The 25,878-nt window shown below is 49.6% G+C and carries 25 protein-coding genes; 12 read left to right on the top strand and 13 right to left on the bottom strand.

Translation table 11 applies throughout. The features are described from left to right. Positions 1 to 4: 4 nt before the first annotated feature. Both MIM_RS17810 and MIM_RS17805 read right to left on the bottom strand, forming a co-directional pair. Positions 5 to 154 carry a DUF1656 domain-containing protein gene (locus MIM_RS17810; RefSeq protein ID WP_245592883.1) on the bottom strand — a complete coding sequence of 50 codons (150 nt, stop codon included), beginning with the start codon at positions 152 to 154 and terminating at the stop codon, positions 5 to 7. Between the two features lie 44 nt (positions 155 to 198). Beyond that, entirely contained in the window at positions 199 to 2,316 is a 2,118-nt protein-coding gene (locus tag MIM_RS17805) for an FUSC family protein (RefSeq protein ID WP_025374116.1), read from the bottom strand. A gap of 82 nt (positions 2,317 to 2,398) precedes the next feature. On the opposite strand from MIM_RS17805, the gene MIM_RS17800 reads away from it, so the two are divergent. The 4 genes from MIM_RS17800 to MIM_RS17785 all read left to right on the top strand — a co-directional run bounded on the left by MIM_RS17800 (position 2,399) and on the right by MIM_RS17785 (position 6,157). Continuing rightward, positions 2,399 to 3,196 (top strand): AraC family transcriptional regulator, encoded by a 798-nt coding sequence (locus MIM_RS17800; protein WP_025374115.1) that lies wholly within the window; start codon positions 2,399 to 2,401, stop codon positions 3,194 to 3,196. 279 nt (positions 3,197 to 3,475) lie between these two features. Continuing rightward, complete coding sequence (locus MIM_RS17795; protein ID WP_025374114.1) at positions 3,476 to 4,459, top strand: DUF1852 domain-containing protein; 984 nt, start codon at positions 3,476 to 3,478, stop codon at positions 4,457 to 4,459. 27 nt (positions 4,460 to 4,486) lie between these two features. After that, positions 4,487 to 5,515 (top strand): methionine synthase, encoded by a 1,029-nt coding sequence (locus tag MIM_RS17790; protein WP_025374113.1) that lies wholly within the window; start codon positions 4,487 to 4,489, stop codon positions 5,513 to 5,515. A gap of 132 nt (positions 5,516 to 5,647) precedes the next feature. Further along, positions 5,648 to 6,157: a flavin reductase family protein gene (locus tag MIM_RS17785; protein ID WP_025374112.1), complete on the top strand. Its 510-nt coding sequence runs from the start codon at positions 5,648 to 5,650 to the stop codon at positions 6,155 to 6,157. 108 nt (positions 6,158 to 6,265) lie between these two features. Here MIM_RS17785 and MIM_RS17780 read toward each other — a convergent pair whose 3' ends face one another. From MIM_RS17780 to MIM_RS17755, 6 genes are read right to left on the bottom strand one after another with little or no spacing between them, the layout of a single operon-like run. Further along, the gene (locus MIM_RS17780) at positions 6,266 to 7,336 is read right to left on the bottom strand and encodes an aldo/keto reductase (RefSeq protein ID WP_025374111.1); all 1,071 of its coding nucleotides are present in this window, start codon (positions 7,334 to 7,336) and stop codon (positions 6,266 to 6,268) included. A 20-nt stretch (positions 7,337 to 7,356) separates the two neighbouring features. Next, positions 7,357 to 8,562: a multidrug effflux MFS transporter gene (locus tag MIM_RS17775; RefSeq protein WP_025374110.1), complete on the bottom strand. Its 1,206-nt coding sequence runs from the start codon at positions 8,560 to 8,562 to the stop codon at positions 7,357 to 7,359. Continuing rightward, positions 8,559 to 9,212: an HAD family hydrolase gene (locus MIM_RS17770; protein WP_025374109.1), complete on the bottom strand. Its 654-nt coding sequence runs from the start codon at positions 9,210 to 9,212 to the stop codon at positions 8,559 to 8,561. The genes MIM_RS17775 and MIM_RS17770 overlap by 4 nt, the downstream gene beginning before the upstream one ends. Continuing rightward, complete coding sequence (locus tag MIM_RS17765) at positions 9,212 to 10,156, bottom strand: 3-oxoacyl-[acyl-carrier-protein] synthase III C-terminal domain-containing protein (RefSeq protein ID WP_025374108.1); 945 nt, start codon at positions 10,154 to 10,156, stop codon at positions 9,212 to 9,214. The genes MIM_RS17770 and MIM_RS17765 overlap by 1 nt, the downstream gene beginning before the upstream one ends. Beyond that, positions 10,147 to 11,541 (bottom strand): FAD-dependent oxidoreductase, encoded by a 1,395-nt coding sequence (locus tag MIM_RS17760; RefSeq protein WP_144084679.1) that lies wholly within the window; start codon positions 11,539 to 11,541, stop codon positions 10,147 to 10,149. Before MIM_RS17760 ends, MIM_RS17765 begins: the two co-directional genes overlap by 10 nt. A gap of 14 nt (positions 11,542 to 11,555) precedes the next feature. Beyond that, positions 11,556 to 12,404 (bottom strand): AfsA-related hotdog domain-containing protein, encoded by an 849-nt coding sequence (locus tag MIM_RS17755; protein ID WP_025374106.1) that lies wholly within the window; start codon positions 12,402 to 12,404, stop codon positions 11,556 to 11,558. A 338-nt stretch (positions 12,405 to 12,742) separates the two neighbouring features. On the opposite strand from MIM_RS17755, the gene MIM_RS17750 reads away from it, so the two are divergent. From MIM_RS17750 to MIM_RS17725, 6 genes are all read left to right on the top strand, one after another. Then, positions 12,743 to 13,645: a LysR family transcriptional regulator gene (locus tag MIM_RS17750; protein WP_052342337.1), complete on the top strand. Its 903-nt coding sequence runs from the start codon at positions 12,743 to 12,745 to the stop codon at positions 13,643 to 13,645. Positions 13,646 to 14,149: 504 nt separating this feature from the next. Then, a complete protein-coding gene (locus MIM_RS17745; RefSeq protein WP_025374104.1) occupies positions 14,150 to 15,217 on the top strand; it encodes an aKG-HExxH-type peptide beta-hydroxylase in 1,068 nt (355 codons plus the stop codon). Positions 15,218 to 15,247: 30 nt separating this feature from the next. Next, positions 15,248 to 16,201: a YcaO-like family protein gene (locus tag MIM_RS17740; RefSeq protein ID WP_025374103.1), complete on the top strand. Its 954-nt coding sequence runs from the start codon at positions 15,248 to 15,250 to the stop codon at positions 16,199 to 16,201. Continuing rightward, the gene (locus MIM_RS23015) at positions 16,170 to 17,381 is read left to right on the top strand and encodes a hypothetical protein (RefSeq protein WP_144084678.1); all 1,212 of its coding nucleotides are present in this window, start codon (positions 16,170 to 16,172) and stop codon (positions 17,379 to 17,381) included. Before MIM_RS17740 ends, MIM_RS23015 begins: the two co-directional genes overlap by 32 nt. Before the next feature lie 450 nt (positions 17,382 to 17,831). Further along, a complete protein-coding gene (locus MIM_RS17730; RefSeq protein ID WP_025374101.1) occupies positions 17,832 to 18,422 on the top strand; it encodes a hypothetical protein in 591 nt (196 codons plus the stop codon). Between the two features lie 333 nt (positions 18,423 to 18,755). Next, positions 18,756 to 19,445: a metallophosphoesterase gene (locus MIM_RS17725; protein WP_025374100.1), complete on the top strand. Its 690-nt coding sequence runs from the start codon at positions 18,756 to 18,758 to the stop codon at positions 19,443 to 19,445. A 121-nt stretch (positions 19,446 to 19,566) separates the two neighbouring features. On the opposite strand, the gene MIM_RS17720 is transcribed toward MIM_RS17725, so the two are convergent. From MIM_RS17720 to MIM_RS17710, 3 genes are all read right to left on the bottom strand, one after another. Next, the gene (locus MIM_RS17720; protein WP_042070514.1) at positions 19,567 to 20,046 is read right to left on the bottom strand and encodes a DUF805 domain-containing protein; all 480 of its coding nucleotides are present in this window, start codon (positions 20,044 to 20,046) and stop codon (positions 19,567 to 19,569) included. A 201-nt stretch (positions 20,047 to 20,247) separates the two neighbouring features. Further along, positions 20,248 to 20,619 (bottom strand): hypothetical protein, encoded by a 372-nt coding sequence (locus MIM_RS17715; protein ID WP_025374098.1) that lies wholly within the window; start codon positions 20,617 to 20,619, stop codon positions 20,248 to 20,250. A gap of 15 nt (positions 20,620 to 20,634) precedes the next feature. Further along, a complete protein-coding gene (locus MIM_RS17710; protein WP_025374097.1) occupies positions 20,635 to 21,291 on the bottom strand; it encodes a TetR/AcrR family transcriptional regulator C-terminal domain-containing protein in 657 nt (218 codons plus the stop codon). 144 nt (positions 21,292 to 21,435) lie between these two features. On the opposite strand from MIM_RS17710, the gene MIM_RS17705 reads away from it, so the two are divergent. Both MIM_RS17705 and MIM_RS17700 read left to right on the top strand, forming a co-directional pair. Then, on the top strand, positions 21,436 to 22,572 hold the full coding sequence (locus tag MIM_RS17705; protein ID WP_025374096.1) for an HlyD family secretion protein: 1,137 nt from the start codon (positions 21,436 to 21,438) through the stop codon (positions 22,570 to 22,572). Positions 22,573 to 22,574: 2 nt separating this feature from the next. After that, the gene (locus MIM_RS17700) at positions 22,575 to 24,107 is read left to right on the top strand and encodes an MFS transporter (protein WP_025374095.1); all 1,533 of its coding nucleotides are present in this window, start codon (positions 22,575 to 22,577) and stop codon (positions 24,105 to 24,107) included. 67 nt (positions 24,108 to 24,174) lie between these two features. On the opposite strand, the gene MIM_RS17695 is transcribed toward MIM_RS17700, so the two are convergent. Both MIM_RS17695 and MIM_RS17690 read right to left on the bottom strand, forming a co-directional pair. Then, positions 24,175 to 24,990: a sulfite exporter TauE/SafE family protein gene (locus MIM_RS17695; protein WP_144084677.1), complete on the bottom strand. Its 816-nt coding sequence runs from the start codon at positions 24,988 to 24,990 to the stop codon at positions 24,175 to 24,177. Between the two features lie 79 nt (positions 24,991 to 25,069). After that, positions 25,070 to 25,795, bottom strand: coding sequence for a GntR family transcriptional regulator (locus MIM_RS17690; RefSeq protein ID WP_025374093.1), 726 nt, complete (start codon positions 25,793 to 25,795; stop codon positions 25,070 to 25,072). Between the last annotated feature and the right edge of the window lie 83 nt (positions 25,796 to 25,878).

The following is a 25,878-nucleotide window of genomic DNA, read 5'->3' as shown; positions in this document are numbered from 1 at the left end:
TTGCTCAATGGCAGTGTTGCAGGAGCAGGCTGTAAATAATGACGAATGTGGTTAGCTCGAGGAGCGGCTGATGTGCAAATAAGCGACGGATCCCGACAGCTGTGAAAATTCGAATCATTACCATAGTCGCGACCAGCGCAATGAGTGCAAACATCAGGAGACCGGGGAAAAGGACCCCTCCAATATTGAGATCAACGATCATAAGTTGTGTGCTCGCCTACTTGTCATTTCATTGATGCGAAGTGCGAATCTGAGGTCGATGAGCAGGTCGAGTATTCGCTGGTGATCTTTGTGCGCGCTGCTCTCCACCATCGCCATCAGGCTCTTGATGTGCCGGTTGAGGTCACGGTAGTCGGCAGGTGTCAACGGGCGTCGGTATCGAAAGTTTGCGGCAATGGCTGAAAGAAGTTCGCTCAACTTCATGCGGACTTCACCAGTTAAGCGTGGGCGCGCCTTGCGCAGTTGACTAACTGCATGTCCGATGCGAAGAAAGTCCAGAGTGTCGTCGAGTATGCTGGTATCGTTGTTCCGGGATACCCGCAGCCTGGGCAGCAGCAATGCTGTCCGGTCAATCATGAGGCTCGTCCAGTGTGCTTCGTTCGGCGCTGCTCCTACGGCTCGGCGGCCGACGTCACGTCGACTTAAGCGAAGCAGCCGTTTAATCGCAGCATCTACCGATACGGTCTGGAACAGAGACATGCTCACGACACCGAATCCGATTCCACCAAAAAGCGCAACCGTGGTGTTGAGGGAAGCAGCGAAGTCCACGGTGTACTGAGTGCTCAGATTGGCGAGAATCGGAATGGTGAGGGTGATGCCCAGCGCCATATACGCCGTCGCCGGACGCGCTTGCAGCGAGCCTGCGAACAGGAACGCAGGGCAGAGCACCGCGACAAGAGCCATGAAGTCTGTCACTTGAGGAAGGATGACGAAGCTGTAAGCAAAACTGATTGCTACTCCATACAGCGAGCCAACTATGTATTTGAATACGTTAGGCGCGGGTGCATCGACATTCCCGAACAGGGTGCAACATACGCCAAGAATAGAGACGGCCGTTCCGCCTTCCGGCCATGCTGACCAGATCCAGAAGGCGCAGCCAAGAAGAATGCCGACGCAGGCACCCAGCGCAGCGCGGCCCGCCATCCAGAGGTCACGGTGGTATACGTAGCCCTTCACATGCGTCGTGCCATGAAATGAATCCATGAGGGCTGATCGCCTGGGCGCCGCGATAATGTGCTCAAGCCGCTCGCAGTCCTGAAGCAAACCGATCATTTCGACCAGATGGCCAGCGAGGTTGGCAGCGAGCCGGTGGCCCGATGTTGCTGCGCCTGAGCCACACTGTTGCTGGAGTGAACGCGCGCGGCTCATCAGTTGCGCAGCAGTGCCCGTCTGTTCATTCGACCTGGTGGCTGTGATCCAGGCATGGACATCGTTGATAAGCACCTTCAATGCTGCGGGCGCATTCTCGCTAGTTTTGCCAAGAGAATGAATCCTGTCTTCAATCTCTGTGGTGAGCGGCAGTAATCGAGCCAGCCGGTCATGAATCCGTTGCAGCATATCGCGACGAGGGGTGGCGGGAGCAAAATCGTACGGCAAATACGTCGTCAGCCCTTGTAACGCCAGCAGGTCCGCGGCCAGCTGGCTGCGATCGCTGCGGCTTTTACCGGACTTGCCAGTCAGTGCATCTGCCGCAAGCAGTCGGGCGTCTCGCAGCGTAACAGACAGCTTGCCGGTGAATTGGCCGGTCATGCGCTTCGGCAGGACATAGCGATGGACCAGAACCGTGCAAAGAATGCCGATGCAGATTTCCTGCACACGCAGGGACGCCGTGTCAAAAACGGAAGCAGGATCGAGCACGCTTGGAAACCCGATGAGGCTGGCGGTGTAGCCTGCAAGAACAAAGGCGTAGGCTCGGGGCGTGCGATCCAGCAGTGAGAAAAACAGGCACAGGCTAATCCAGCCGGCAAGCACCATGCTGCATATGGTTGGGTTGTTCACGAAATTTGGCACAATGGCAACGGTCGCGATGGCGCCGATGAACGTACCGGCAAAGCGATAAACGCCGCGACTAAGTGATGCACCGACTGATGTCTGCGAAACAACGTAAACGGTCACAATGGCCCAGAAAGGCTTGGGAAGCCCGATACGCAATGCGATATAGTAGGCCAGCATCGCTGCGGCAAAACTCTTGGCAGAGAAGAGGATCGCATCTGCATCTGCCTTCATGGCTGGCGTGCGAAGCACAGTTGATCCTGCGTGCCGCATGGCTTCACTGGCTGTGCTTATAACGGTATTTGCAGAGGCTGATGTTGTCATACCGTCATTATTCTCTAGTTATAGCGTAAAATAAATTCAGTATTCTGACAAAAAATACCTAAATTCTGCCATTTCTAAGCCAATGTCCCGATCAGCCATTTCTGTTTTCGACCCAGACCGCTCGCCGTTGCCGGCGGTCGTCCATCAGCTCGATTTCGCAGATCATCAGGCGGAAGTGCCTTTGCATGTGCATCGAAAAGGTCAACTGATCATCGCCCTGCACGGTGCCGTTACCTGCACAACCGGCAACGAAATATGGATTGTTCCCCCAAACTGCGGCGTGTGGATTCCGGGCGGTGTGTCACATAGTGCTCATGCGACGTCTAACGCGCGGCTGAATTATTTGTTCGTGGAGCCGGGGGCTGCACGATTGCCCGACTACAGTTGTACGCTTTCGATTTCTCCCGTGATCCGGGAGTTGATTGACCGGCTGGCTCGCGAACTCCCCGATTATCCAGCGGATAGTCATGCTGCGCGCCTTGCCAGAGTGGTGCTGGACGAATTGGCAGACATGCCCCATGAGCAGTTCAATTTTCCGATTTCCGATCATCCGAAAATACGGACCATGGCTGAGGCGCTGACTAACGAGCCCGCCGATCGCAGTACGTTGAACGATTGGGCGAAGCGGGTGGCCATGAGCGAGAGATCACTGGCGCGCCTGTTAAGCCGGGAAACGGGATTGACATTCGGACGCTGGCGTCAGCAACTGCACCTTATCGTTGCACTGCGCGAACTGGCAAGCGGCCAGACCGTACAAAACGTAGCGTTTGAACTGGGTTATGAGTCGGTCAACGCATTTATTACCATGTTCAAGAAAGCTCTGGGAAGTACGCCGGCACAATATTTCAAGAAACGCATCGCGCAAATACATTCGTCATAGACTGGTATCTATCCCGTATTTGATCTGGTCCATATGTGCGATCTGTGCAAATTCGGGCCTTCGTTCTTCGTTGCCATCGCCAGAACGCGCTCCATCCCGCCATACTATGAATTAAGCCAATCGGTTGATGAAATTTATTCATATTAATTATGAAAGGCACATATAAACTGCATCCTTTGCATCACAAATGTCATGACTGCTGAAATAAAAATTTAGAAATTTGAGCGGCGATAAATAGCAGATGTGGTTTTATCTTAGGAATCAGGGCTGTAGATTAAAATGAGTAATGAGTTCACATTTGCCATAAAGAGCACGTGTTTCGATGAGGACTATCGTCCCGCAGGCAATACCCGAATCACCACCAATTTCGCCAATCTGGCCAGGGGAACGACGCGTCAGGAGAATCTGCGCAATACCCTGAAGATGATTGACAATCGTTTCAATGCCCTGGCACATTGGGATAACCCCAAAGGCGATCGTTATAGCGTCAACCTGGAAATTATCTCAGTTGAAATGAGCTTTGACGGCGAAAACAGTGATAGCGCCCTCCCTGTGATTGAAATCTTAAAGACGAGCGTTGTTGACCGTAAAACCAATGAACGCATCGAAGGTATTGTAGGAAACAATTTTTCCTCTTACGTGCGCGATTATGACTTCAGTGTGGTGCTCCCGGAACACGCCAAGACGCAGCCAGGACTCAGCACACCGGAAGATTTTGGGGAATTGCATGGAAAATTGTTCAAGTGCTTCGTAAATTCAAGCACTTACAAAGAAAATTTCTCCAAACCGCCTGTCATATGCCTGAGCGTTTCCAGCAGCAAGACCTATCATCGGACGGAAAATCAGCACCCGGTCTTAGGCGTTGAATACCTTCAGGATGAATATTCATTAACAGATGAGTACTTCAAAAAAATGGGGATGAAGGTTCGCTACTTCATGCCTGCCAATAGTGCTGCGCCGCTGGCGTTTTATTTTTCCGGTGATTTGCTGGGTGATTACACCAATCTTGAGCTGATCAGCACCATCAGTACGATGGACACGTTCCAGAAAATTTATCGGCCCGAGATTTACAACGCCAATTCTGCGGCCGGGCAGTCTTATCAGCCAAGTCTGAAGCATCAGGATTACTCCTTAACGCGGATTGTTTATGATCGGGAAGAGCGCAGCCGGCTGGCTGTCGAGCAGGGAAAGTATGCCGAGGAGCATTTTATAAAACCATACCGGGCGATTCTTGAGCAATGGTCCGCTAACTACAGTATTTAAGGATTCAAAAGTAACATGTCTACAACTGTGAAAAAACTATTGCCCACTTCCACCGCCGGCAGCCTGCCCAAACCTTCCTGGCTCGCCGAACCAGAAAAACTCTGGTCTCCCTGGAAACTGCAGGAAGAGGGTTTGATCGAAGGCAAGCAGGATGCATTGCGTTTGTCATTGCAGGAACAACAGCATGCTGGTATTGATATCGTTAGCGACGGTGAACAAACGCGTCAGCATTTCGTGACCACGTTCATTGAGCACCTGGAAGGCGTGGATTTCGAGAACCGCAAGACCGTTAAGATTCGTGACCGCTATGATGCGAGCGTGCCGTCGGTCATTGGGGCTGTGGCGCGGCGCCAACCCGTATTTGTTGACGATGCCAAATTTTTGCGCCAGCAGACCAATCAGCCGATCAAATGGGCCTTGCCAGGTCCCATGACGATGATCGACACCCTTTATGACGCTCACTACAAAAGCCGCGAGAAACTGGCCTGGGAATTTGCAAAGATTCTTAACCAGGAAGCACGCGAGTTGGAAGCCGCCGGTGTAGACATCATCCAGTTTGATGAGCCCGCCTTCAATGTGTTCTTTGACGAAGTGAATGACTGGGGTGTTGCGACGCTGGAAAAAGCCATCGAAGGACTGAAGTGTGAAACCGCTGTTCACATTTGCTATGGCTATGGCATTAAAGCGAATACAGACTGGAAAAAGACCCTGGGATCGGAGTGGCGCCAGTATGAAGAAGCGTTTCCAAAGCTGCAGAAATCGGCGATCGACATCGTCTCGCTGGAATGTCAAAACTCCCACGTCCCCATGGATCTGATTGAACTGATTCGCGGTAAAAAAGTGATGGTGGGGGCGATTGATGTCGCCACCAACACCATTGAAACGCCCGAGGAAGTGGCCAACACGTTGCGCAAAGCGCTGCAGTTCGTGGATGCCGATAAACTCTATCCTTGCACCAACTGCGGCATGGCACCCTTGTCTCGCAACGTTGCCAGAGGCAAGCTGAGCGCCCTGAGTGCCGGCGCGGAAATCGTCCGCAAGGAACTGTCCAAATAATTCCCAGACGGGATAGGTTCGTTGCGAGCTGCTCGCGATGGCCAGACACGGACGAAGGGCTGCAGTTCGGCAGCATTGTTGGATTGCATCTCCTTCGTTCCTTCAAGTTGCACCCGGTATCTCACTTCTACAATGTCACTTCTCACTCCTGCGATTGAACCACTACGTTTTCGTGAAGCGCTAGGACATTACGCGTCCGGCATCACGGTAATCACTGCGCGCCTCGAAGGTGAACCCATAGGCTTCACCTGCCAGTCCTTCCATGCCGTGTCTATGGATCCGCCGTTGGTGTCGTTCAACGTGATGCAAAGTTCAGGCAGTTACCCCAAAATTCGCCAGGCAGGGCGTTTCGCAGTCAATATCCTGTCAGACGAGCAAATGGCGATTTCCAATCAGTTTGCCCGGCGCGGCACGGACAAGTGGCGCGACGTGGAATGGCAGACGTCGCCTCTGGGTAGCCCGGTTTTAACGGGCAACCTGCACTGGCTTGATTGTGAGATTTATGCAGAGCACGTTGCAGGGGATCATCTGATTGTGATTGGTGAGGTGAGGGCGTTGAATCTGCAAGAGGCTGCGGGCATGCAGCCGTTGCTGTATTTCAAGGGGCAGTATCGGAGTATGGCTGAGGTTTGTGAAGTTTGAGGGCTTTATTGCCCATGTAGGACCCGAGCATTTTTTTTCAACTTGCGCGATTAATGCAAATGTAATACCCGGGAGTTTCGTATTCAACGCCTGAGCTGTCCTCCAAACTTAGCTGGAAAGCCCATAAGCCTGCATCGCAGCCGGCGTATAGCGCAACCCAGCCACTGCTTGTGGTGCGAACGCCCCTGCCAGCAATGCCATTGTCTCTGGACTGAGTTTAGCCTCGCATGCAGCAATATTCTCATCAAGACGCGCCTTGCTACGCGTACCCGGTATAGGCACTACATGATTGCCCTGCGCCATTACCCAGGCGAGCGCCACCTGCGCAGGCGTCAGGCCCTCGTTCTTAGCCGCCGTTGCCAGAACCTCGACCAACTGAAGATTATGCTTAAGATTGTCTCCGGTGAATCGGGGCAGATTACGGCGGAAATCTGACTCTGAAAGCGCTTCTGGATTGAAGGAAGGGGCAGTTAACAATCCACGGCAAATCGGCGAGTATGCTACCAGCAGAATACCCAGCTCGCGGCATGCCTGATCGACACCGTTAGCTTCAATATGCCGCGTCATCAATGAAAACTCTGTCTGGATGGCCGCAAGCCCATATTTTCCGTCCGTTGCTTGAAGCAGGGCGGCGTGGGCGCGCCGAATGGTCTGCTCTGAAACCTCGCTCAGCCCAACCGCGCCGATATGTCCGGCAAGCAGCTGATCCGCCAGGGCCGACATACTTTCTTCTATCCGTGCGCCATCGTCCTCTACACGATGTAAATAATAAAGATCAATCTTTGTTTCCAGGCGGCTAAGTGAGCGTTCAATGGCGGCCTGTAGATACTCAGGAGAGGTATTCACACCCCGGCGAGTGCTGTCATTATCATCCCGAACGATACCACCCTTGGTGGCGAGAACAATGTCGCTGCGCTTCGGATGATTCCGAAGTACGCTGCCGACCAATATTTCGTTATGGCCATAGCCGTAAACATCTGCGGTATCAAAGAAGCGAACCCCTTTATCGACAGCGTAATTGAGTAAATCACGAGACTGGTTATCGTCTTTCTCGCCATAGAACTCGGACATGCCCATGCAGCCAAGGCCCATCATGGAGACCAGTAAGCTGCTGTTGCCTGCGCGGCGGGTGGGAAGAGCGGTTTTTGCATTTGGTACAGCATTTTTCACATTTGACATAAGAGCCTCTGTAAGGGGTATTAAGGACGAATAGCGCGGATCATTACAAAAACGCCGCACATGAGTACAAGGGTGAGGGTTGCGAATGGCAACAGGGAGTGGGCTTGCATCAAGGAGGAAAGCCACATAATGGCTGCAGCGAGAAGCATCAGTGAAAAGCCCAACAGGGAACTGGCGAGGCCCGCGATGTGCGGAAAGGCTGAAACGCCCATGGCCATGAGGTTTGGATACATCACGCCGCAGAAAAAGACGACAAAAGCAAAAGGAACGGCAAGAGCCCAAATGTTTAGGTCGGCTACTAGCGCAAGAGAGAGTTGTATAGCGGCAGCGATGACACAAATAAGCGATGCAATGGAGAATTTTCTTGCTGGAGTGATGGCCGCAGGCATGACGCGATTCGATAGGACCCCGAGAAAGTAGACGAGTCCCATCGCCAGGGCAAGCACGCCGAATGTACCGGGGCTATAGCCCATCGCTTCCTGAACGACGAATGGTCCGACGAGGTTAAAACACAAAATCACCCCGTAACAAAAACCCATAGAAAGAAAGATGAGCGTGAATCGAAAATTACCATAAATCTCACCCACGCCTGAGGCAATCTTAGTCAGACTAAAAGCCACCAGATTGCGATTGGTTTCCTTCATGACAAAGGCAATAAGCGCCAGAAGAATGACGGCGTACACTGCCAGGAAAATTAATGAATATTTCCACCCGATTGTTTCCTGGAAGGCGGCGCCAATGACCGGTGCAATAATAGGCCCCATTCCCCAGCCGACAACCATATAAGTTAAAACGCTGGCCAGTTGTGGCGGTTTGAACATGTCGGTTGCAATTGCACGCATCAAAACAGACGCACATGTAATACCAAAGCCCTGAATAACGCGACCTGTGATAAAAACTTCGATATTGGAGGCGGTAATGGCGATGAGCGAACCGGTCAGGAATAATACCAATCCCAGTACCAGCGCCCGACGGCGCCCTATGCTGTCGGAAAGTGGACCGTAGAACAGCTGGCCAATGGAAAAGGCAGCCAAATAGAGCGACACCCTTAACTGAACGGTCTCGCGGCTGGACATGAATTCTTTGGCGATGAGTGGCAGTGAAGGGGTGAAGATATCGATACCCATCTGACCAATGGGCGCGAGGGCGACGATGAGAAAAGCATAAAAAGAATCAGAATTTTTCGTCCTGATAGCTTGAGTTTCGGTAGTCGATATATCAGTCATTGCAGTATTTTCCAGTTTCTTGCGGTGGCAACCGTTATGAGTTCAGGGTCGTTTGCTACGACTCTTGGGTGTCCAACTTGTTCAAGAAGATAAATGTCAGAAAGATGATCGCCATATGCAAAACACTCTTGGGGCAAGGCATCGTGTTGTTCCATTAGCTTTTGTGCTGCGCGAGACTTGTTCATCCCGATCATGGGTTGTTCAATGTTCCCGGTCATGGTGCCGCCGATTACTTCGGGTTGGCTACATAAGATGTAGTCAACGCATAGATAATTGGCAATGGGAGTGAGCGGTGATTCAAATGATCCAGAAATCATAGCGACCAGACAGCCTGCTTCTTTGTGAGATTTCAAAGCGTTAACCGTTGGTTGTATGAAAAAATAGTCGTTTTGACGCTCACTTTCGAACCAGGCAAGTCCTGCGTCATTAACGTCTGCCAATTTTTCACCGTTCCAAAACTCGTAATAACGTTTGTTTACTGTCGAGCGTGACGCGCCACACGATGTCATATTCATAATCTCTGTCCAGAAATTCTCGTAAACTTTGGAATCATCACCTCGTTTATTTTCCAAATAGAACCTTAGAAATGAAAACATGCTTTTCGGGCGGATTAATGTTTCATCGACATCAAAGAATGCAATCTTGGACATTAGGCTACCTCCACGACAATTCCCGACCAAGAGAATCCAGAGCCAGCTCCAACGAGAAGAAGTCGTTTGCCAGCACAAATTTCACCGGACCTGTGAAGGCTGTCAAGTGCTACCAATTGATCGGCAGTGCCGAGATGGCCAATTCTTTTACCCAGCTCACCCGCACTTCGTTCTTCAGCGCAGTCGAACGCAGGATAGTAGTTTGTTTCAAGCAACTCTTTCCCAAGATTTGGAAATAATATGCGTTCAACTTTGTATTCCTTGGCTTTGCTGCTTAATTGATCCATCGCCTTACGGGTAAATCGCGTTAGACAATCTTTCCCGTTTCGCTCAAGATAGCGCCTCTTGGCCGATCTAACGTCGCCTGTGGGAAAACCTCTTCCATCATGTAACGGGGCCAATTTTGGAGACGATATCTCGACAATGTCGATCACTTTGAATCGGCCTGTTGTACTACCCACAATGCATGCCGTAGCACCATCGCCGTACATAATCCCATAGTCTGATACAAAGCGATTAAACCCTGGAATTTCAAAACAATCACTTCCGGCAATAAGCGACTGTTTACCGTGCTGGCTCAACCTGCCTGCTTGGATTAAAGCAAGCATAAGACCATTGCAGCCCTGGCGTAATGACAGTGCGTTGGCCTTTTCGGCTCCTGCATGGTTTTGAAGGGCGTAACCTGGATTCCAGAAAACCCCCATTCCTTGATCTATGACAGAGGCGTGGAATATGGCCTCAACACGGGACACCGATTTCGAACCTACCGTGGCAACGAGGTTGATTACTGCGTCGTGAGCTAGCTCGCCGCCGACTCGCTGCTTTTCAACGGCGACTGAAATATATCCGCTACGATTCTGATCATCGCTTCCAGTGGGTGGAGCAATGCGAGCATCGGGTATAACCGACGCAATCTCAGAAATCCAGAAAGGCATCATTCCCATGAGACGGTTTCCTTGTTTGAGAGAATGCCGGTAGCGGAGAATGTTGTGTCACTCTGCGGGGATTTTTTACGCACATGTCGATCTGCGTGAACCCAATAATTGTGTTCACCAACACTGGCAAATTTCCAACCAGGTGGTGCATTTATTGCATCCATAAGGTCGATTTTCTCATTTAGCCTACGCCCAGTTTTTAATTCCTTATCATCACGATTCCCTAGACAGTCGGCATCGCCCGCCAGGAAATTAGTGTCAATTTGGGAAAGACGATGTGCCTTCAATGAAAGTGCTTTTTCTATCTTTACAAATTCGGTATCACTACTCGCTTCACGCATTGCTGCAATTAATGGAAGCATTGACACCTCTTCGATGGTAGCTTTTACAATTGGGCGACGTTCTAGCTCATAGGTCTCAAAGCCAATTCCGGAGGAAGTAGTTAGGCGCATAGCAATTGCTTCAGCGTCAGATAGACCTAGGTTGAGTGCCTGTCCGCCGGCGGGTGGATGCAAGTGAGCTGCATCGCCAGCTAGCCAGACTCTTCCATACCCCCAGTTTGATGCAATTCGCTTATGAACTCGATACAGACCAGCGCGTATAATTCTTCCGATTAGGTACTGTGGGCTGAAAATAAGTTGGTTTTGCTCTGCGTAAAAAAGCTCAATCGCTCGCTCGGACGAGTCAGTAGAATGCTGTCCTATCTGATTTAAAGATACACCCCTTCCAGGCCCTGCTACTCGTACTGTTCCATCCTTAAAGGGTAACCAGGAGACAACTCCGGTTTCCGAAATCAACATACTGCTAACGTCAGGTGCACCAGGAGTTTTTCGTTCTCCTTCACCTAGTATATATTCGTGATCAATCGTGTCTCCGTCGAAACTTGCGCCGATTAAATTGCGAATCGTAGAGTGAGCACCATCGCAACCAAACAGCCAGTTTGCTTCGATATGAGATGTTGTACCGTCCCGGCTAACGTCAAACATGACACTTTGACTTTTTTGTTGAAATGCCGTCACGACAGAATTGCGATGAATTACTCCACCGCGCTGTAGAAAAGCAGTTGCAAGTATTTCTTCAATTTCTGGTTGAGGTATATTGAGGATGCCTGCATATGATGTTTCGAGACTTGAAAAGTCCATCGTGAATCGAGCACCGTCAGAGCGAATGAAATCGATGCCGGGCGTCATCAATCCACGGTTGATGAAGTTTTTTGCGAGATCCAGTGATGCAAGTATTTCTAGGGCACGTGCATGAACCATGACCGCTCTAGGGCGTGGATCGGGTTTCTGTGATGCTTCATAAATTACTACTTCATGTCCTTGCTTCTGAGCCATGAGTGCGAGTGTTAGTCCTGTAGGACCCGCGCCTACAACAGCAATCTTTGTGCTCATTTGGCCAACCTCGCTCAAATTAAATTTGATTTTTCTTCAAATTGAGCTACTCTTTTAGATGTTATATCTACGGGAATAGCCATTAATTTTTTGTTTTCGCAAATAGCGGGAGCAACCTCACTGCTTAAGAAGTAATGTGTTGTTTTTCCAGCCATCTCCTTTTCTCGAGTTGAAAGTTGATGGGCATCGAAAACTGTGTAAGCCACTTCGCAAGTGGAACATTCCATCCCGGCTTGAAATACCGAAATGCTGCAATCTACTTCTATTCGGCCTCCCACTTTGCGTTTCAGACTTTTTAGAATATAGACAACATGAGCATCAATAGGGAAAACGAATGCTTTGTACTTTATCCCCATGCTATTGATTACAAAGTAAGTTTCGATGAGAAGATCGCTGTCGATAAAATATTTTTCCGTTACTGCCAGGAACATTTGACGGCAGGCTTCAAGTAACACCATTCCCTGAACGTGCTGACCGGTAGCGTGATCAATCAAAAATTCATTTCGCGCATCTATGACTAGGTCAGATACGAATCGAGTGTCGCTTTCTCGCTCGGGAATTGAAACGAGTACGTTTTGTGGATTCCATTTGTGGACGTATGTTCGGCCCGCCAATTCCTTTACATTCTCACTGATTAGCGGAGCTATATCCAGCTTCAATTTTGATAAGAGCCCAGCTATATATCCACGTTCGTGCGTGCCAACTCCTTGCCCCCAATGGATTTTTTTGGGTAGCTGGCTTGTGTCCGTTGTGCCGCCTAATACCCCACGAAGCATTTTTGCAAAACTGCTTACTGTGTAGACAAAACTATTCTGGCTATAACCGGAGAAGCAGTCTCCAACAATGATTGCGGAATGTTCCATGTAACTTCCTTCATGACAATACAATTAAGATCAGCTATATCACCTTGATAGACGCAGAATGAGTCTTCATAATCCCGCCGTAGTAGGCAGGAATACTCCTTTTAGCGCCCAGCAAGGAGTTCCCTATCTGAACGCGACGGAGCCAAAGGGCCAGTGTAGTAACTTCATAACACCCTTCATTGCTATTTAGCCTAGTCACTTTGAAAATCGAACTGCACTACGCAACAATTTTATTGACCAACTGAAGATATTTCTATAGCGATTTTTCGAACCCCCTTTTTCATTCTTGAAAATCGCTAAAATACCAGCACGTATTAGCGATCACATGAATTAGGATAATGCGAACAATAAGTTGGGATAATTTAAGGTTTTTTATTACGACGGCTCGTGCCGGATCGCTTACCGCCGGCGCAAACGCGTTGCGCGTTAGCCCGGCGACATTGTCCAGACGATTGGCAAACCTAGAATTCGAACTCGGTCAATTGCTTTTCGCGCGTAGTCCTACCGGCTACTCCCTTACAAAGGAGGGGAGAGCGCTTCTGGATTCTTGCGTACCCATTGAAAATGGGTTTAACACGCTGTCCTCATCACTTGAGGCTGCTGCAGATCAGCCTACGGGCACCGTTCGGGTAGCTACGAGCGAGAACATTGCGAATTTAATTTTATTACCCCGTCTAGCGAGTTTTATTGCGCGTTACCCGTTGATTAATATTGAATTTCAGACCGACGCTCAGCCTATCGCCTTGCATGGCCGAGAGGCAGATCTAGCTGTGCGTGTTTCCATGCCGGAGCGAGGGCCGTTCAAAGTTCGGACCCTGGGATCGCTTCGCCATGCGCTTTACCTGTCAGAAGCTGTTGGCTCCAACAGCAAAGAAGGCGAGCTCGGGATTATCGGATGGTCTGAAAATTTTAAAAATTTGCCAATCGCCAGGGCTGCTATGGCGCACAGTTATTGGCGTATGCCCGCTGTAAAGGTGAGTTCACTAAAAAGCCAGGTAGCGGCCGCTCAAGCGGGGCTTGGCTATGCGTATTTGCCTTGCTTGGTTGGAAATCAAGCGCCCGGGCTTGTGCTGGTTGACGGTCCAGAGGGGTATCTAAGCCAGGATATCTATCTCATTTTGCATGATGATAGTGTTGAGGTGCCGAGGGTTCGGGCGGTAGCGGATTTTATTGTGGATAGTTTGCGTGAGGCGAAGGGTATGTTGGAGGGATTGTCGAAACGCGGAGTGGTGCGTAAGTAGCCAGTGATATGTACCTTGTGACAATTAGGCTACCGGCTTTTTTTCAGTTTTGACAGACTGATCAAAATTTAAATATGTGCGAACTGGTGACTTGCACTTTGGAAAAAAATCTGGTTAAAAAACCATTATGTTGGAATCTGTAAGGAAAAATTCGGTGACGGCCGACGCGCAGTGATTCAGATGATAGATTGACTATATCAATTTGATTTACATCATATACATGTTCTGGAACCTTGATTATCCTGTAGCCGTCTGAGGGCCCCGCGGTTCGTCAGGCAAATGCCATTTCTAAATTTATCTTCAGGAGAGAATCATGGAGAACGTAGTGGTTTTTACAATTGATGAGGAAGCAATATTTGATTCCACGCTAGCTACTTTGCAACTGAGCGTCAGCACGACGCCTTAAGTTATTATTAGTTAGCCCATTTAGCGTTCACCGAGCACCTGGATGTCCGCTACGCTGTTCGAAAGACATCCGGTGCTCAACCTTCCGGAGACGATTTTATGAGCAGGATATCCCCATTAGTGTCCGCATACCCTAGTCGAGACCGTGCGAAGATAGCTAGAGATTTTTTTTATCAAAAAGTAATAAATAGTCTGATTCATCTAAAAAAATCTGCAATTTCCACGCTAAATAGAGCCGATTTTTCTCTCGAGCATCTCGTTGCAATACAATCCGTGGCTTCTTTAAATCCAGAGTTGTTCTATCTTCACGATAAATTGCTGCGAGCGATGCGTGCTTCAGACGGTTTGAGCGTCAATCAAACACTCGATAAGTTGATGAATCTAAGGAACGGTTCAGTTGAAAACGTATATCCAATAATAAGCTCAATCGAAGATTCTGATTGCGAAAAATTCATTATCGATGATGCAGTGCTAAGTCTCAAAGAAGACTTAAATAGGCAGGCTGAGCTAATGCCGATCACCAACAGTGAGCAGCTACATCACGAGAAAGTGGAAATAAAGTCGGCATTGAGAACAATCAAGAATCTGTTCAGCGATATGTACGACGAGATTTCACAACTGCTCGCTCATATTCGATTGTTTTCCGGGCGAGTCACCATGGGGCTGACTGACGTTCGGATGTTTGGTTGCATGTTCATTCGTCTACCCAGGCCTGGGATTGACCGGCAACTTTACTATATTGAACATATTTGTCATGAGGTTTCACATTTATATTTGAATGCGGTTATGAGCATCGATCCAATCGTATTGAACGATAGGGAGAAAATCTATAAATCACCATTGAGAAGTGATTCGCGAGCCATGATTGGAGTGTTCCACGCGACATTTGTTACATCCAGAATTGTCCAAATGTTCGATCGATTGGGTAATTCGGATTTCACTGAGGAAATCGGGATTTATTTGTCGCAGCAATTGATCGAACTCAAGAACGGGATAGTTGAAATTGGACGCTACGCAATGCTCACAAAACAAGGGGAAATCCTGTTAGAGGAAATTCAAGAAATATACTGGAACTCAGAAAAGAGGGGATACTGGAAAAATTTCGATTTCAATATTAAACGTAGCCACCGATTTCTGGGAAAAGGCGAAGAACTTACTTTAGCTTGAAGTAGCTTTTCATGTTCAGGTTAAATAAAAATGGATATTCGACCTCACATAAAAACAATAAGCAGAATAAATATTTGCAATGAGAATTATTGGGTCGCAAAGGCTGGAATTGGAACTACTGATTCAAATGGAAAGAAGCATTATATCTTCGGCTTTGGTAGTCATAAGGAGAGAAGAATAGCAGAGACTTCGGCATATTACGAATGTATTGAGCACTTTTTCGGGTCTCGTTGTGCCTATAACAATGATCAATTGATGGAACCCATCCAAGTGCTCAGTCATTTTAGAGATATAGAACGAGGAACGGCCGCTCGAGTTTCCTTTCTGATCGGAACGAAGTCGAATAATCAGGCTCTCAACGCTACGGGTTTGGCTGTGGGAGAAACACTTGATCGCGCAAAAAGGCATGGCGAGTTAGAGATGTATGAGCGCCACATTACTCACTGTTGGTGGCATGGAAAATTAAAATTAGGAAAACCGATATTCCATTCAATGGATGATGCTCATTACAGAATAGTATGGGAATCTCCATTTTACAAATATTCGATTCGGTATGCACTCGCGATTCACGTCGATTTCAAGTTAGGATACATTGCATCGGGATCTGCTTGTAGGAGTTCTGGTGTCGATGCAACGGCGCACGCATTGGCTGAATGCGAGATGATAAGGGATAGTGTGGTAATGGCACGCTGCAGAGAGAACGGTGAGAAATTGAGTCAAAGATCAGTGAATCGGCTATTGCGAAAATATACAGAAAAGGAGCTACACGAATTTGTATTTAGAATGGAGAATGACAGCAAATTCATTACGTACGCGAAAAAACAACCTCTATCATATTTCTCTATTTTGGACGATTTACATCCCTATTATGCGGTTCTATACTCCGATAAAAATATGGTTTGTATACGTTCTCAGAGTAATTCTGCAAATGACATTAGTTTAGGCCCACCCAATGAATCGGACGAAGTCTGGCCATTCTTTTGAAGTACATGGATTTCTCTCATCAGTTTCAATTTCAATCGTGGCATTGCCTGCTGCGTTTGTAATTGTATTGATTACGTCTATCTCGGCCAAGTCCACTGGATTAGAACTGGCATCGCTGCTGTTTACTGGACCATTAATAGGGCAGGTTATTGTTCAACCGATCATTGCGATACGGATGCGAGCGGTCTCATTGCAGAATCAAACGATGATCTCATTATTGGTGCGTATCATCTTGGCTATTTTGAGTTTATATTTGATCATGAGCCTGATCTCGGTCGATTCGGCGCTTAGGGCGGACCACTATTTTGTCTATGGTGTTTGGACGGTTCTGAGTATAGTAGATCAGCCGCTTGCTGTCAGATTGAATTTGTTTAATTGCCGATACAATAATTTTTCATTTCTACGAAGTAATTCGATTAGTAACTTACTAGGACGGGGAAGTATGGCGCTTGCTCCATTTTTTGTAGTTACTGCTAATCGATATCTTGAGTGCACTCTTTGGATACTATTGATATTGAGTTACCTGTGTTCATTGTATGCGCCGTGGCACATACTAAAAAGAATAGTATCTGAATGCTGTAATCAAGGTCAAGGTACAACCGAAGAGACAAAGCGAAGCCTTCATTTGGATAGGATGTTGTCGTGGGAAAATTGGTTTTTATTGTTTCAGTTTTTGGCAAATGCGTCGATTGGCGCGATCGGATTTCTATTGCTGTCATCTTCTAAGTATGAGCATTTTTCTCCGCCTCCTTATTCTGTTCTCTACAGTATATTTTTGCTTGTCCAGGCAATTTTGGTGTTGAAACTTATCAAGTTGGAAAATTACGCAACACCTCGAACTGTAAGGAATATGTTTTTCCTCATTTCTGTTGCTGTTGTGATAAACGGTCAATGTAATGATCCCGCCACGATAATGGCCAGCACCATTGTTTTGGGATTTTTGTATTCGCTTCTTTTACCTCTCTTGGCTGAGACGGTCGCGCGTAAAATCGCTGACCACCGGTTGCCACAGTATATGATGATCGGCAAGAGCGTCGGACGTATCGCTTCTATTGCAGCAATTTGGCTGGCAGGGTGGGCGCTTGGGAACTCGATTCCGACAGCATTTGTTCAATTGAGCTTTGGATTAATTGGCGCTATTTCAGTCATCCTGCTAGTGATAATCGAAAGACGTCTGTGACTTAATTGTCTGATTCAGAATAAAATTGGAGGAATTGTATTGACAGCCGCCTTCAGTAAAAAGGAACGTGCCAATTAATTGTCAGTACAGCATCTCAAGGAATTTTTTTTATTCAGCTTGCTGGCTTCACTACGCCAGGGCGCTGCTGATAGAAGTCAGGTCAAAGTTGGCCTGACTTCAAATCATTAACGAAGTTAGGTTAACTGGCTAGTGCTTGTACTATTTTTTTCTATTTAACCTCAAGCGCTTCACGTGGCACCGAAAGTGAATTTTATGATATTTACTATGAGCTATGGTTAACATAAAGCCACGTGAAAGTCCGTTTTGTAAATGAGACGTTGGTGTTCCCGTAGAACAATTCCGGGATCTTCTATCTTCCGCACAAGGTATGACAGCATGCTTCGCACTTGCATAAAATAGCAGCTACCGATCAAATAGGTAACAAGAAGAATGAACGATAGTATTTCAAAAGCAGACCAGTTTTTTCCACGGACGTATAAAATTGCTCAAATCATTGCGCTAATCGCTACACCAATTGTTGTCGCTATTATCGGTTGGGTTGCCCAGCATTCGTCGGCAGACGCAAATGCGAATTCCCAAAAGCTTGCAGCAACTATTGGTGCAAGCGCTCAGATATCGGCTATGGAGTCTGGTATCCAGCGGGATCTTTTGCAAACAGCGGTGCAGATTTTGCGCTCCCCACGCCACTCTCAGGACGCGGACATCAGGGATTGGGCTACGAAGGTTATGGCCAAATATTCTCCAGTACCCTTCTCGACAGCGGCAGCCGACCAGTTAAGTAAATCAGTATTCAGTATGTTGGAAACGAATCCGTTTCTTATACCAGCAATGGAAGAACGACCATCGTGTCCTGCAATTGATATTAATGCAATACCGGCGGCACAAGCGAAGGAAGTACAGCAGCTCCAGCAACTTTGCGTGCGAAATGCAAAGGACCTCTTCTGGCTAAAGGTCTTTGTTGATCTTGTGCGCAAATCACCGAATCCGTCGACTCCAGAGATAGAAAATGGGGAAAAATGATATCGATGTAAAAATGCGTGGTAACACCTTGTCTTCAAAGAATTACCTCAACAGAGAGGATGTTCGGTGAATATCTGCTTTTTCCAAGGTGGCCGATCATTGTCCGTTTTAGCCTAGGTTGGGGATAATTATCAGCGGCTCAATGTAGCAACCTCCAGTGGTCAGAGGAAATTTTCTGCCATTTTTTCTTCTTTTTGGCCTTCAATGTGTCCAGAAAGTCCGCCCGCTACTGCGCCATTTCTATACGTTGATCCAGGTGGCGCTTTACCCGCTCCACCGGTATCATCATAGGTATGCAGCACAAGTCGTTAGGGAGCGATATGGAGCCTTGGAATGACGCCCGGTAATGGTCGAGTCCGGCGCTATCAATTGAATACCAGGGGCCGGGATTTTGCGGTGGGTGACATCCATGGTCATTTTGGTAGGCTTGAGGTCGCGCTGGCTGCGGTAAAGTTTTCGCCAGAAAAGGATCGATTATTTTCCGTAGGAGATCTTGTGGACCGGGGACCAGAATCGGCCGATGTTCTGAATTGGCTGGAACGCCCGTGGTTTCATGCGATCTGTGGGAATCATGAGCTGCTGACGTGGCGACGGGCGATAGGCAATCCGATTCCGGACGTTGATCATTGCCTCCACGGCGGTGAATGGTTGGATGCCTGCGCTGGCGATGTTCGTGAACGCATTGCGGTCTGCCTGAGCGCCTTGCCGCTGGCTATCGAGGTGGAAACGCCGGGTGGTTTAGTCGGCATGGTCCACGCCGACTTCCCCTATGACGATTGGCAGGCCATTCATGGCGCGACGTTCAGCCCGGACGATGAGGATGCCTGCCTATGGTCCGTAGATCGCTATCGAATGCAGTATTCCCAGCCTGTCCGCAATGTACGTGCGGTGGTCCACGGACATATGACGCTACGCAAGCCTACGCAGCTTGGTAACGTTTACTACATCGATACAGGTGGATGGCAGGATGCGGGGGGGTTTACGTTGCTGGATTTGCATACACTTAAGGTGTGGCCACGATAATTGGATACCGGCTTATTCAGAATATCACGTTTGCAGCATGCAACCCCACACCTGATAAACTCAAAATGATGGGAATGACCAGCGTTCTAAGATCTCCAATTGTGTTGTTCTTTTCGCCTGATCAATCGCGCGGCTCCTCGTTGAACCAGAGCAGGGCAATGATTGTGCCCACAGGCATGAACCATGAGACGAGCTGATACCAGCCGCTTCTGTTTGTGTCGTGCAGGCGACGTGTGGTGACGGAGAAAAACGGTATCAATGTAACGACCATCAAGATTGAAAGCACAATGTCTGGAAGATTGAGCAGGCCGAGCACGAATAGCAGCAGCACATAAAAAAGCATTGCATACCAGAATTCTGTGCGGCTCGCTCTGCCCGTAAAATCAAAGTATCCGGTAAAGAACCTGCGCACCGCAGTTGTAAATCCGACAGGCGAAGCCGTCTTGCCAAAGCGGTTAGGGCCTTGCGATGGCTTGCTCTTGTAGGAAATGACAAAAACAACAAGCAGTGAAGCCAATATACCAAACGCGAAAATCCAGTGCATTAATCCGAAATCTCCATTCTCATGATTATGGGGCGGTGCCAAAAGGGCAGGTGACATTCCTGTTTTTTACGATTCATTATTGGCTTTGGGTTTTACAAAGTACTCAATCCACGCACGTTGAAGAATTATAGGCATTGGAATAGGTTAATGCATGTCCAAAGCTGCGCGGTCAGGCCATCCCTCTATGAAGATGAAGTGACCTGAGTCTTTCTTGCGCCATCGGGCACGATCGGTTTTGCAAACTGAGCCAAATCCCTGTCAATCCGGCCCTTTTAGCAAACGGCTGATTTCAGCATCAATATGCCTTTCAGCAACTAGCCGTATCGGGTAACCAAACGCCTTGCTTAGCGGCCCCAAAACGGCTTGCAGTGGCACTGCAATAGCCTGGCTGTCCACGACCACGATGCTTCCCGCGCAGACGTGCCTGAGCTGGTCACGGTTGATTTTTAACCAAAGTGCCAGTTGCTTTCTGCTTGCATTATCCGTCTCTTTGTCCCGCGCCGGTATTTCACGGGTCAAAAGGACGAATCGTTCTTCTTGGAGCAGCAGCTTGTTGAGCTCTGACTCCCAGTTGGACGCACCATTTGCCGACATCCAGACCAAGGGGAACTGACGAGTGTCAATGTGCATTAGTCTGACTCCAGTTTACCGGTGAGATTGGGCAGCGTCGGCGCGAATACGCTGATACGAGCCAGCGATCAGCAGCTCCAGCCCGGTCACAAAGCGGTGATCGAAGTTTTCAGAAAATATGGCTTCGCTTGCAGCCAAGCTATGTGGGTATTTGTCCTGGGTGGATGCCAGGAACTGGCGCTTACGCTCAGCCAAATCCAGCGTACTGCCCGGCCCCAGCGCCTGCTCTTCCATGACGAAACCAAGAACGTAATAGGTTGTACTGAAACTGAATACGGCGGCAAGTTCTGCACTTGCGCCGGCCTGCACGAAAGCGGAGATCATGGCCTCGCTGGTTCGCAACACGTTATCGGTCACCACATACGTGCCCGCAAATACCCGGGCGCCATCGCGATGACGCAGCAATGCCTGACGAAATTCTCCGGCTACCTGCAGGACACGATCTTGCCATGACGCAGTTTGGGATATATCTCTTGCCACCGTATCCACAAGGGCATCGGCCATGCCGTCGATCAGCGCCTGCTTACTATCGAAGTGCCAGTACAGTGACGGCGCCTGCACCTTCAAAGACCGGGCAAGTTTGCGCATCGTCAACCCTTCCAGGCCGTCCTGGTCCAGGAGCGCGAGCGCTGTCTGAACCACTTGTTCTCGCTGAATTTTCGGAGCTCTCATATCGCACTCAGGCTTGATGGTTTGAAAACTAACGATGTTAGTGTATCATTTAAATAAACTAACATCGTTAGTTTTGTCGGAAGCCATGATTTTGGTGCTGTTCGCAGGCGCCATACACGATGGTGAAATTTGCAAGGACGCTTAATGACTATTCAGCCTGAAGAAACGACAAACCGTCGCCCGCTGGCATTGCGCCTGGCTCCCTGGGTAGGGTGCGTGGCCATCATTGCTCTGCTTATCCTGGCAACAACCCAATGGCGCGATTGGACCAGCAGCCGGACGATTCAAACGACACAAAATGCATTTGTGAAATCGGACTTTGCGGTGCTGAGCACCAAAGTCTCCGGCTATATCAAGGCTTTGCCGGCTGACGATTACCAAACAGTGCGCGTGGGTCAGTTGATTGCGCAGATCGATGACAGCGATTATGTCCTGAAAGTCGCATCCGCATTGGCCACACTGAGCAAGGCTCAGGCCAATCTGGACAATCTCGACAGGGAAATCTCGCAACAGCGCGCTCGCATCAAGGGTGAACAGGCCAATGCCCGCGCGGCCCAGGTTCGGGTTCGTCAACACAAGAGCAATCCGGAACGTCAGGAAAAACTGGTCCGGCAAGGCGCTTTGTCGCGGCAATTGTTTGAAAGTGCCCAGGCGGACCTGGATCATGCGGTCAGCCAGCACGAAGCGGCCATGGCGCAGGTCGACCTGGCCCGTCAATCGCTGGCTGTCCTCGAAGGCCAGCGTGGGCTGCGGGCAGCCGATGTAAACGCCGCTGCAGCCGAACTGGAAGGGGCCAGACGTGACCTTGACTATACGCGCATTGTCGCGCCCTTCGATGGCGTGCTTAACAAACGCCATGTTCAACTGGGCAGTCTGGTCAGCACCGGCACCCAGATCGTGTCTATTGTGCCTTCCGATCAGTCCTACGTGATCGCCAATTACAAGGAAACGCAGCTGGCCCATGTTCAGCCTGGTCAGCCTGTTGTTGTGAGCGTTGATGGCCTTCCCGGCAGGCAGTTTCGTGGCCGGGTCAGAGAAATCGCGCCCATGAGCGGTGCCGAATCAGCGTTGCTGCCGGCAGACAATGCATCCGGCAACTTCACCAAAGTCGTGCAGCGCATCCCGGTGCGTATCGAGCTGGCCCCCGGGCAGCGGGAGTTAAACAGGCTACATCCTGGCATGTCTGTCGAAGCCAGCGTCAATACAAAAGGAGAACATATTCCTCCTTATACGAAACAGGCGCAGCATGTCGCGTACAAAACCCAGGCGGAATCGGGTTGATTATGATACGCCGTTCGCTTTTCGCTAACACGCCCCATGCCCGACCTGTACTCACCGTAGTGGCCATTTTTCTGGGCGCGGTTCTCACGACGTTGCAAGGACGGCTGTTTTCCTCGGCGCTACCAGATCTGCGCGGCCAGTTCGGTCTGGATGTGCTGGAAGCCGCGTGGCTGGGCACCGCGCTAAACGGTGCACAGCTTGTTACCATGTCGGTTGTCCCCTTGCTGGCCACCATTATCGGGCCGACACGGATTCTCGTTACGCCCAGTCTGTGTCTTGGTTTCGCAACGCTACTCATTCCTGCTTTCGCACACAATTATCCAATGCTGGTCCTTCTGCATGCTGTTGCCGGCTTGTGCATGGGCATCTACCTGCCATTGACGATTAGTTTGGGGTTGCGTAGTGTGCGTCCGCGGCTTTGGCTGGTTGTCATGGCTGCCTATAGCCTGCGTGTATCGACCGGCATGGATGCGGGGTATGGCGCGTCGGGTTTTCTGGTGGAGGAGGTCAGCTGGCACTGGGTTTATTGGGTGACGGCATTTATCGGGCCGCTCATTGCCCTGCTGGCGTGGAAAGCAATGCCGCTGACGCCTGTCAATCGGGATCAATGGCGGCAGGCTGACTGGGCCGGCATGGCCTTATTCTGCACAGGCCTGGTGTTGATCTTTATCGGTATCGAATCGGCCGAACGCCTGGGTTGGCTGGATTCCGGCCTGGTGGTTACCGCTGTTGCGGGAGGAGCTATGCTGTTTTTCGCAGCGGTTGTTCGCGCGGTGTTGCAGCCAAATGCATTTGGAGATCTTTCAGCGTTTGGCCATCGAAACATCCTCATTTGTCTGGTGATTGCCTGCCTGTTCGGTGTGCTGATGACGCCCACTTCCTTGCTGATCCCCACATTTCTGGCACAAATGGGCGATCTCAAGCCCATGCAGACGGGCTCTGCCACGTTGATTGCATTCGCGGCGTATCTCGCCGCGACGCCTTTGGCTGTCTATCTGGCCAGACGCGCCGAGCCCAGGCTGCTCATCATATGCGGACTGATTGTCATCGCGATCACAGCATGGCTAGGCACACATATCAGCCACAACTGGCGAGTGGATCAATTTATTACGATCCTGATTATGCAGTCGCTTGGCGAGAGTATTATGCTCATCGGATTAATTGCCGCATTCGTCACCAATCTCAATCCGCAACATGGCGTGGCGCTCGGTGCGTATGTTTCAATTGCACGCGTATTGATGCCGGTAATGGCCGGTACCATCATGTCCACCTGGCTCCGTATGGCAGCAGATACCAGTTATGCATCATTGAGCGCCTTCGTGCAGGCCGGTGAGCCGCTGGTCGTGGAGCGCATACGTTCTTCTGGGTTAAATGGTATTGCAAGTGTCATTGAGCGTGAATCTCAGGTGATTGCCCATATAGACGGGTTTCATCTTGTTTTCTGGGCAAGCCTGCTGAGCCTGATGCTGGCGGTGTTGTTGCGCTCTTCTCCTGCAAATCCGATAGCGCCGCCTGTTCAGGCTTCAGCCGGTTAACACTATCGACGCTGACAGATCATTCCACATCAAGATGGCACCTGGCGCAGCATATTGAGCGAGAGGTTTAATGTAAGGCTTTCCAGAGCATATATATCGCCAGCAGGTAAAGAATGACGGCAAAGACTCTTTTTAACGTCCGAACAGGTAGCATGTGTGCCGCTTTGGCGCCTAGCGGTGCTGTTAACACACTGGGAAGGGCAATGGCAGCCAAACCCGGCAACCAGATATAGCCAAAGGATCCCGGTGGAAGGTGGGTGAGGGATATTCCCCCGGTAACATAGCCAAGGACGTTAGCCAATGCGATCGGGAATCCCAGCGCAGCGCTTGTTGCGACGGCGACATGCATGGAGATATTGCACCAGATCATGAACGGTACGCTAATGAAGCCGCCGCCTGCACCAACAAGTCCCGATATCATGCCAATCATCATGCCAGCACCCAGCCTCCCGGGCAATTCTGGCATGGAGCGACTTGGTTTGGGTTTGCGATCCAGAAACATCTGGGTTGCAGAAAAGATAACGAAGCAGCCAAAAAGTATGGCCAGACTGGTGCCTCGCGCAAAAGTGAACAAGCCGAGACTGCCAGCCAGTGCGCCCAGGACGATACCGGGGGTAAAAGCGCGCACCAAATCCCATCGAATGGCTCCTCTTCGTTGATGGGCACGTACGCTTGAAATAGAGGTAAAGAGGATCGTGCCCATGGAGGTAGCAATAGCCATTTTTACGGTCAGATCCAGAGGTACGGCGAGAGTAGAGAGAATGGCGGTAAGGAATGGCACGATAATCATGCCACCGCCGATACCAAGTAAACCGGCAAGAAAACCGGTGCATGCGCCAAGAACGAGCAAACTGCCCAATAAAACAGGGTCGATGAGAGTCATGATGTCTTCCTTTCAAACAAAAAATCTGAGCAGCCGGCGTTGAAAATCAGACTATCGGTCAGCGATTTCCCTTAAATAGCTACGCTTCGTTGGCCTTCTGGTGGGTTTTCTCTCGTGCTTCGATATAAGCGCGGGCAGCATTATCGACGTGTTGGGTAGCAAGCAGACTGGCAAGCTCACCATTACCGGCAATCACAGCTTTCAGGATCTGAGAGTGATCGAACCAGTTTTCTTTCACGCGTTTCATATTGCTTGGCGCAAATACCAAGGCTGTACGGTCTCGAAGAGAGCGCATCAATTCATTTAGCACGGCATTTCCTGCGACCTGCGCGAGGTGCTCATGAAATTGAGTGTTCAATGCCCGACATGTGCTCATATCGTCTCGTTCTACCGCAGCAGCCCCTTCTTCCAATATCAGTTGTAATTTCTTGATGGCTTCTTCATTACGCCGCTGCGCCGCCAACTTGGCATTCAACCCTTCCAGTGAAGCGCGCACTTCGACCATATCATATGCGGTCTCTTCGGACAGTATTGAAACGGAAGCGCCTTTGCGAGGTTCAATAGTGACTAGGCCCTCAGCCGCGAGTGCCCGTAATGCTTCACGCACGGGAATGCGGGAGACAGCCATTTCAATTGAAAGCTTGTCTTCAACCAGTCTTGCGCCTGGCTGAAACTCGCCTGACAAGATGCGCTCTCGCAATTTATCGCGAATGACTGCAAACAGCGGGGAGTGCTTCTGACCAATTTTGAGGTCAGGGCCAGCAGCTTGAGATTCGTCTCCTGCAATTTTTGAGCTAATGTTCATAAGGTGAGTCTGAAATCAGTGGATGTAAACAGATTGATTATAAAGGATCAACCTTGATTACAGGCCAATTTGTATACTGTATA

This window comes from Advenella mimigardefordensis DPN7 (assembly GCF_000521505.1).
GTDB lineage: Bacteria > Pseudomonadota > Gammaproteobacteria > Burkholderiales > Burkholderiaceae_B > Advenella > Advenella mimigardefordensis.
Note: the sequence above shows the minus strand (reverse complement) of the source record. Positions and strands in the feature narration are given on the sequence as shown.

What these genes read in the sequence shown, in the direction of transcription:
- MIM_RS17810 (WP_245592883.1), bottom strand. Translation starts at nt 154, where the DNA reads ATGTTTGCACTCATTGCGCTGGTCGCGACTATGGTAATGATTCGAATT.
- MIM_RS17805 (WP_025374116.1), bottom strand. Translation starts at nt 2,316, where the DNA reads ATGACAACATCAGCCTCTGCAAATACCGTTATAAGCACAGCCAGTGAA.
- MIM_RS17800 (WP_025374115.1), top strand. Translation starts at nt 2,399, where the DNA reads ATGTCCCGATCAGCCATTTCTGTTTTCGACCCAGACCGCTCGCCGTTG.
- MIM_RS17795 (WP_025374114.1), top strand. Translation starts at nt 3,476, where the DNA reads ATGAGTAATGAGTTCACATTTGCCATAAAGAGCACGTGTTTCGATGAG.
- MIM_RS17785 (WP_025374112.1), top strand. Translation starts at nt 5,648, where the DNA reads ATGTCACTTCTCACTCCTGCGATTGAACCACTACGTTTTCGTGAAGCG.
- MIM_RS17780 (WP_025374111.1), bottom strand. Translation starts at nt 7,336, where the DNA reads ATGTCAAATGTGAAAAATGCTGTACCAAATGCAAAAACCGCTCTTCCC.
- MIM_RS17775 (WP_025374110.1), bottom strand. Translation starts at nt 8,562, where the DNA reads ATGACTGATATATCGACTACCGAAACTCAAGCTATCAGGACGAAAAAT.
- MIM_RS17770 (WP_025374109.1), bottom strand. Translation starts at nt 9,212, where the DNA reads ATGTCCAAGATTGCATTCTTTGATGTCGATGAAACATTAATCCGCCCG.
- MIM_RS17765 (WP_025374108.1), bottom strand. Translation starts at nt 10,156, where the DNA reads ATGGGAATGATGCCTTTCTGGATTTCTGAGATTGCGTCGGTTATACCC.
- MIM_RS17760 (WP_144084679.1), bottom strand. Translation starts at nt 11,541, where the DNA reads ATGAGCACAAAGATTGCTGTTGTAGGCGCGGGTCCTACAGGACTAACA.
- MIM_RS17755 (WP_025374106.1), bottom strand. Translation starts at nt 12,404, where the DNA reads ATGGAACATTCCGCAATCATTGTTGGAGACTGCTTCTCCGGTTATAGC.
- MIM_RS17750 (WP_052342337.1), top strand. Translation starts at nt 12,743, where the DNA reads ATGCGAACAATAAGTTGGGATAATTTAAGGTTTTTTATTACGACGGCT.
- MIM_RS17745 (WP_025374104.1), top strand. Translation starts at nt 14,150, where the DNA reads ATGAGCAGGATATCCCCATTAGTGTCCGCATACCCTAGTCGAGACCGT.
- MIM_RS17740 (WP_025374103.1), top strand. Translation starts at nt 15,248, where the DNA reads ATGGATATTCGACCTCACATAAAAACAATAAGCAGAATAAATATTTGC.
- MIM_RS23015 (WP_144084678.1), top strand. Translation starts at nt 16,170, where the DNA reads ATGAATCGGACGAAGTCTGGCCATTCTTTTGAAGTACATGGATTTCTC.
- MIM_RS17730 (WP_025374101.1), top strand. Translation starts at nt 17,832, where the DNA reads ATGAACGATAGTATTTCAAAAGCAGACCAGTTTTTTCCACGGACGTAT.
- MIM_RS17725 (WP_025374100.1), top strand. Translation starts at nt 18,756, where the DNA reads ATGACGCCCGGTAATGGTCGAGTCCGGCGCTATCAATTGAATACCAGG.
- MIM_RS17720 (WP_042070514.1), bottom strand. Translation starts at nt 20,046, where the DNA reads ATGTCACCTGCCCTTTTGGCACCGCCCCATAATCATGAGAATGGAGAT.
- MIM_RS17715 (WP_025374098.1), bottom strand. Translation starts at nt 20,619, where the DNA reads ATGCACATTGACACTCGTCAGTTCCCCTTGGTCTGGATGTCGGCAAAT.
- MIM_RS17710 (WP_025374097.1), bottom strand. Translation starts at nt 21,291, where the DNA reads ATGAGAGCTCCGAAAATTCAGCGAGAACAAGTGGTTCAGACAGCGCTC.
- MIM_RS17705 (WP_025374096.1), top strand. Translation starts at nt 21,436, where the DNA reads ATGACTATTCAGCCTGAAGAAACGACAAACCGTCGCCCGCTGGCATTG.
- MIM_RS17700 (WP_025374095.1), top strand. Translation starts at nt 22,575, where the DNA reads ATGATACGCCGTTCGCTTTTCGCTAACACGCCCCATGCCCGACCTGTA.
- MIM_RS17695 (WP_144084677.1), bottom strand. Translation starts at nt 24,990, where the DNA reads ATGACTCTCATCGACCCTGTTTTATTGGGCAGTTTGCTCGTTCTTGGC.
- MIM_RS17690 (WP_025374093.1), bottom strand. Translation starts at nt 25,795, where the DNA reads ATGAACATTAGCTCAAAAATTGCAGGAGACGAATCTCAAGCTGCTGGC.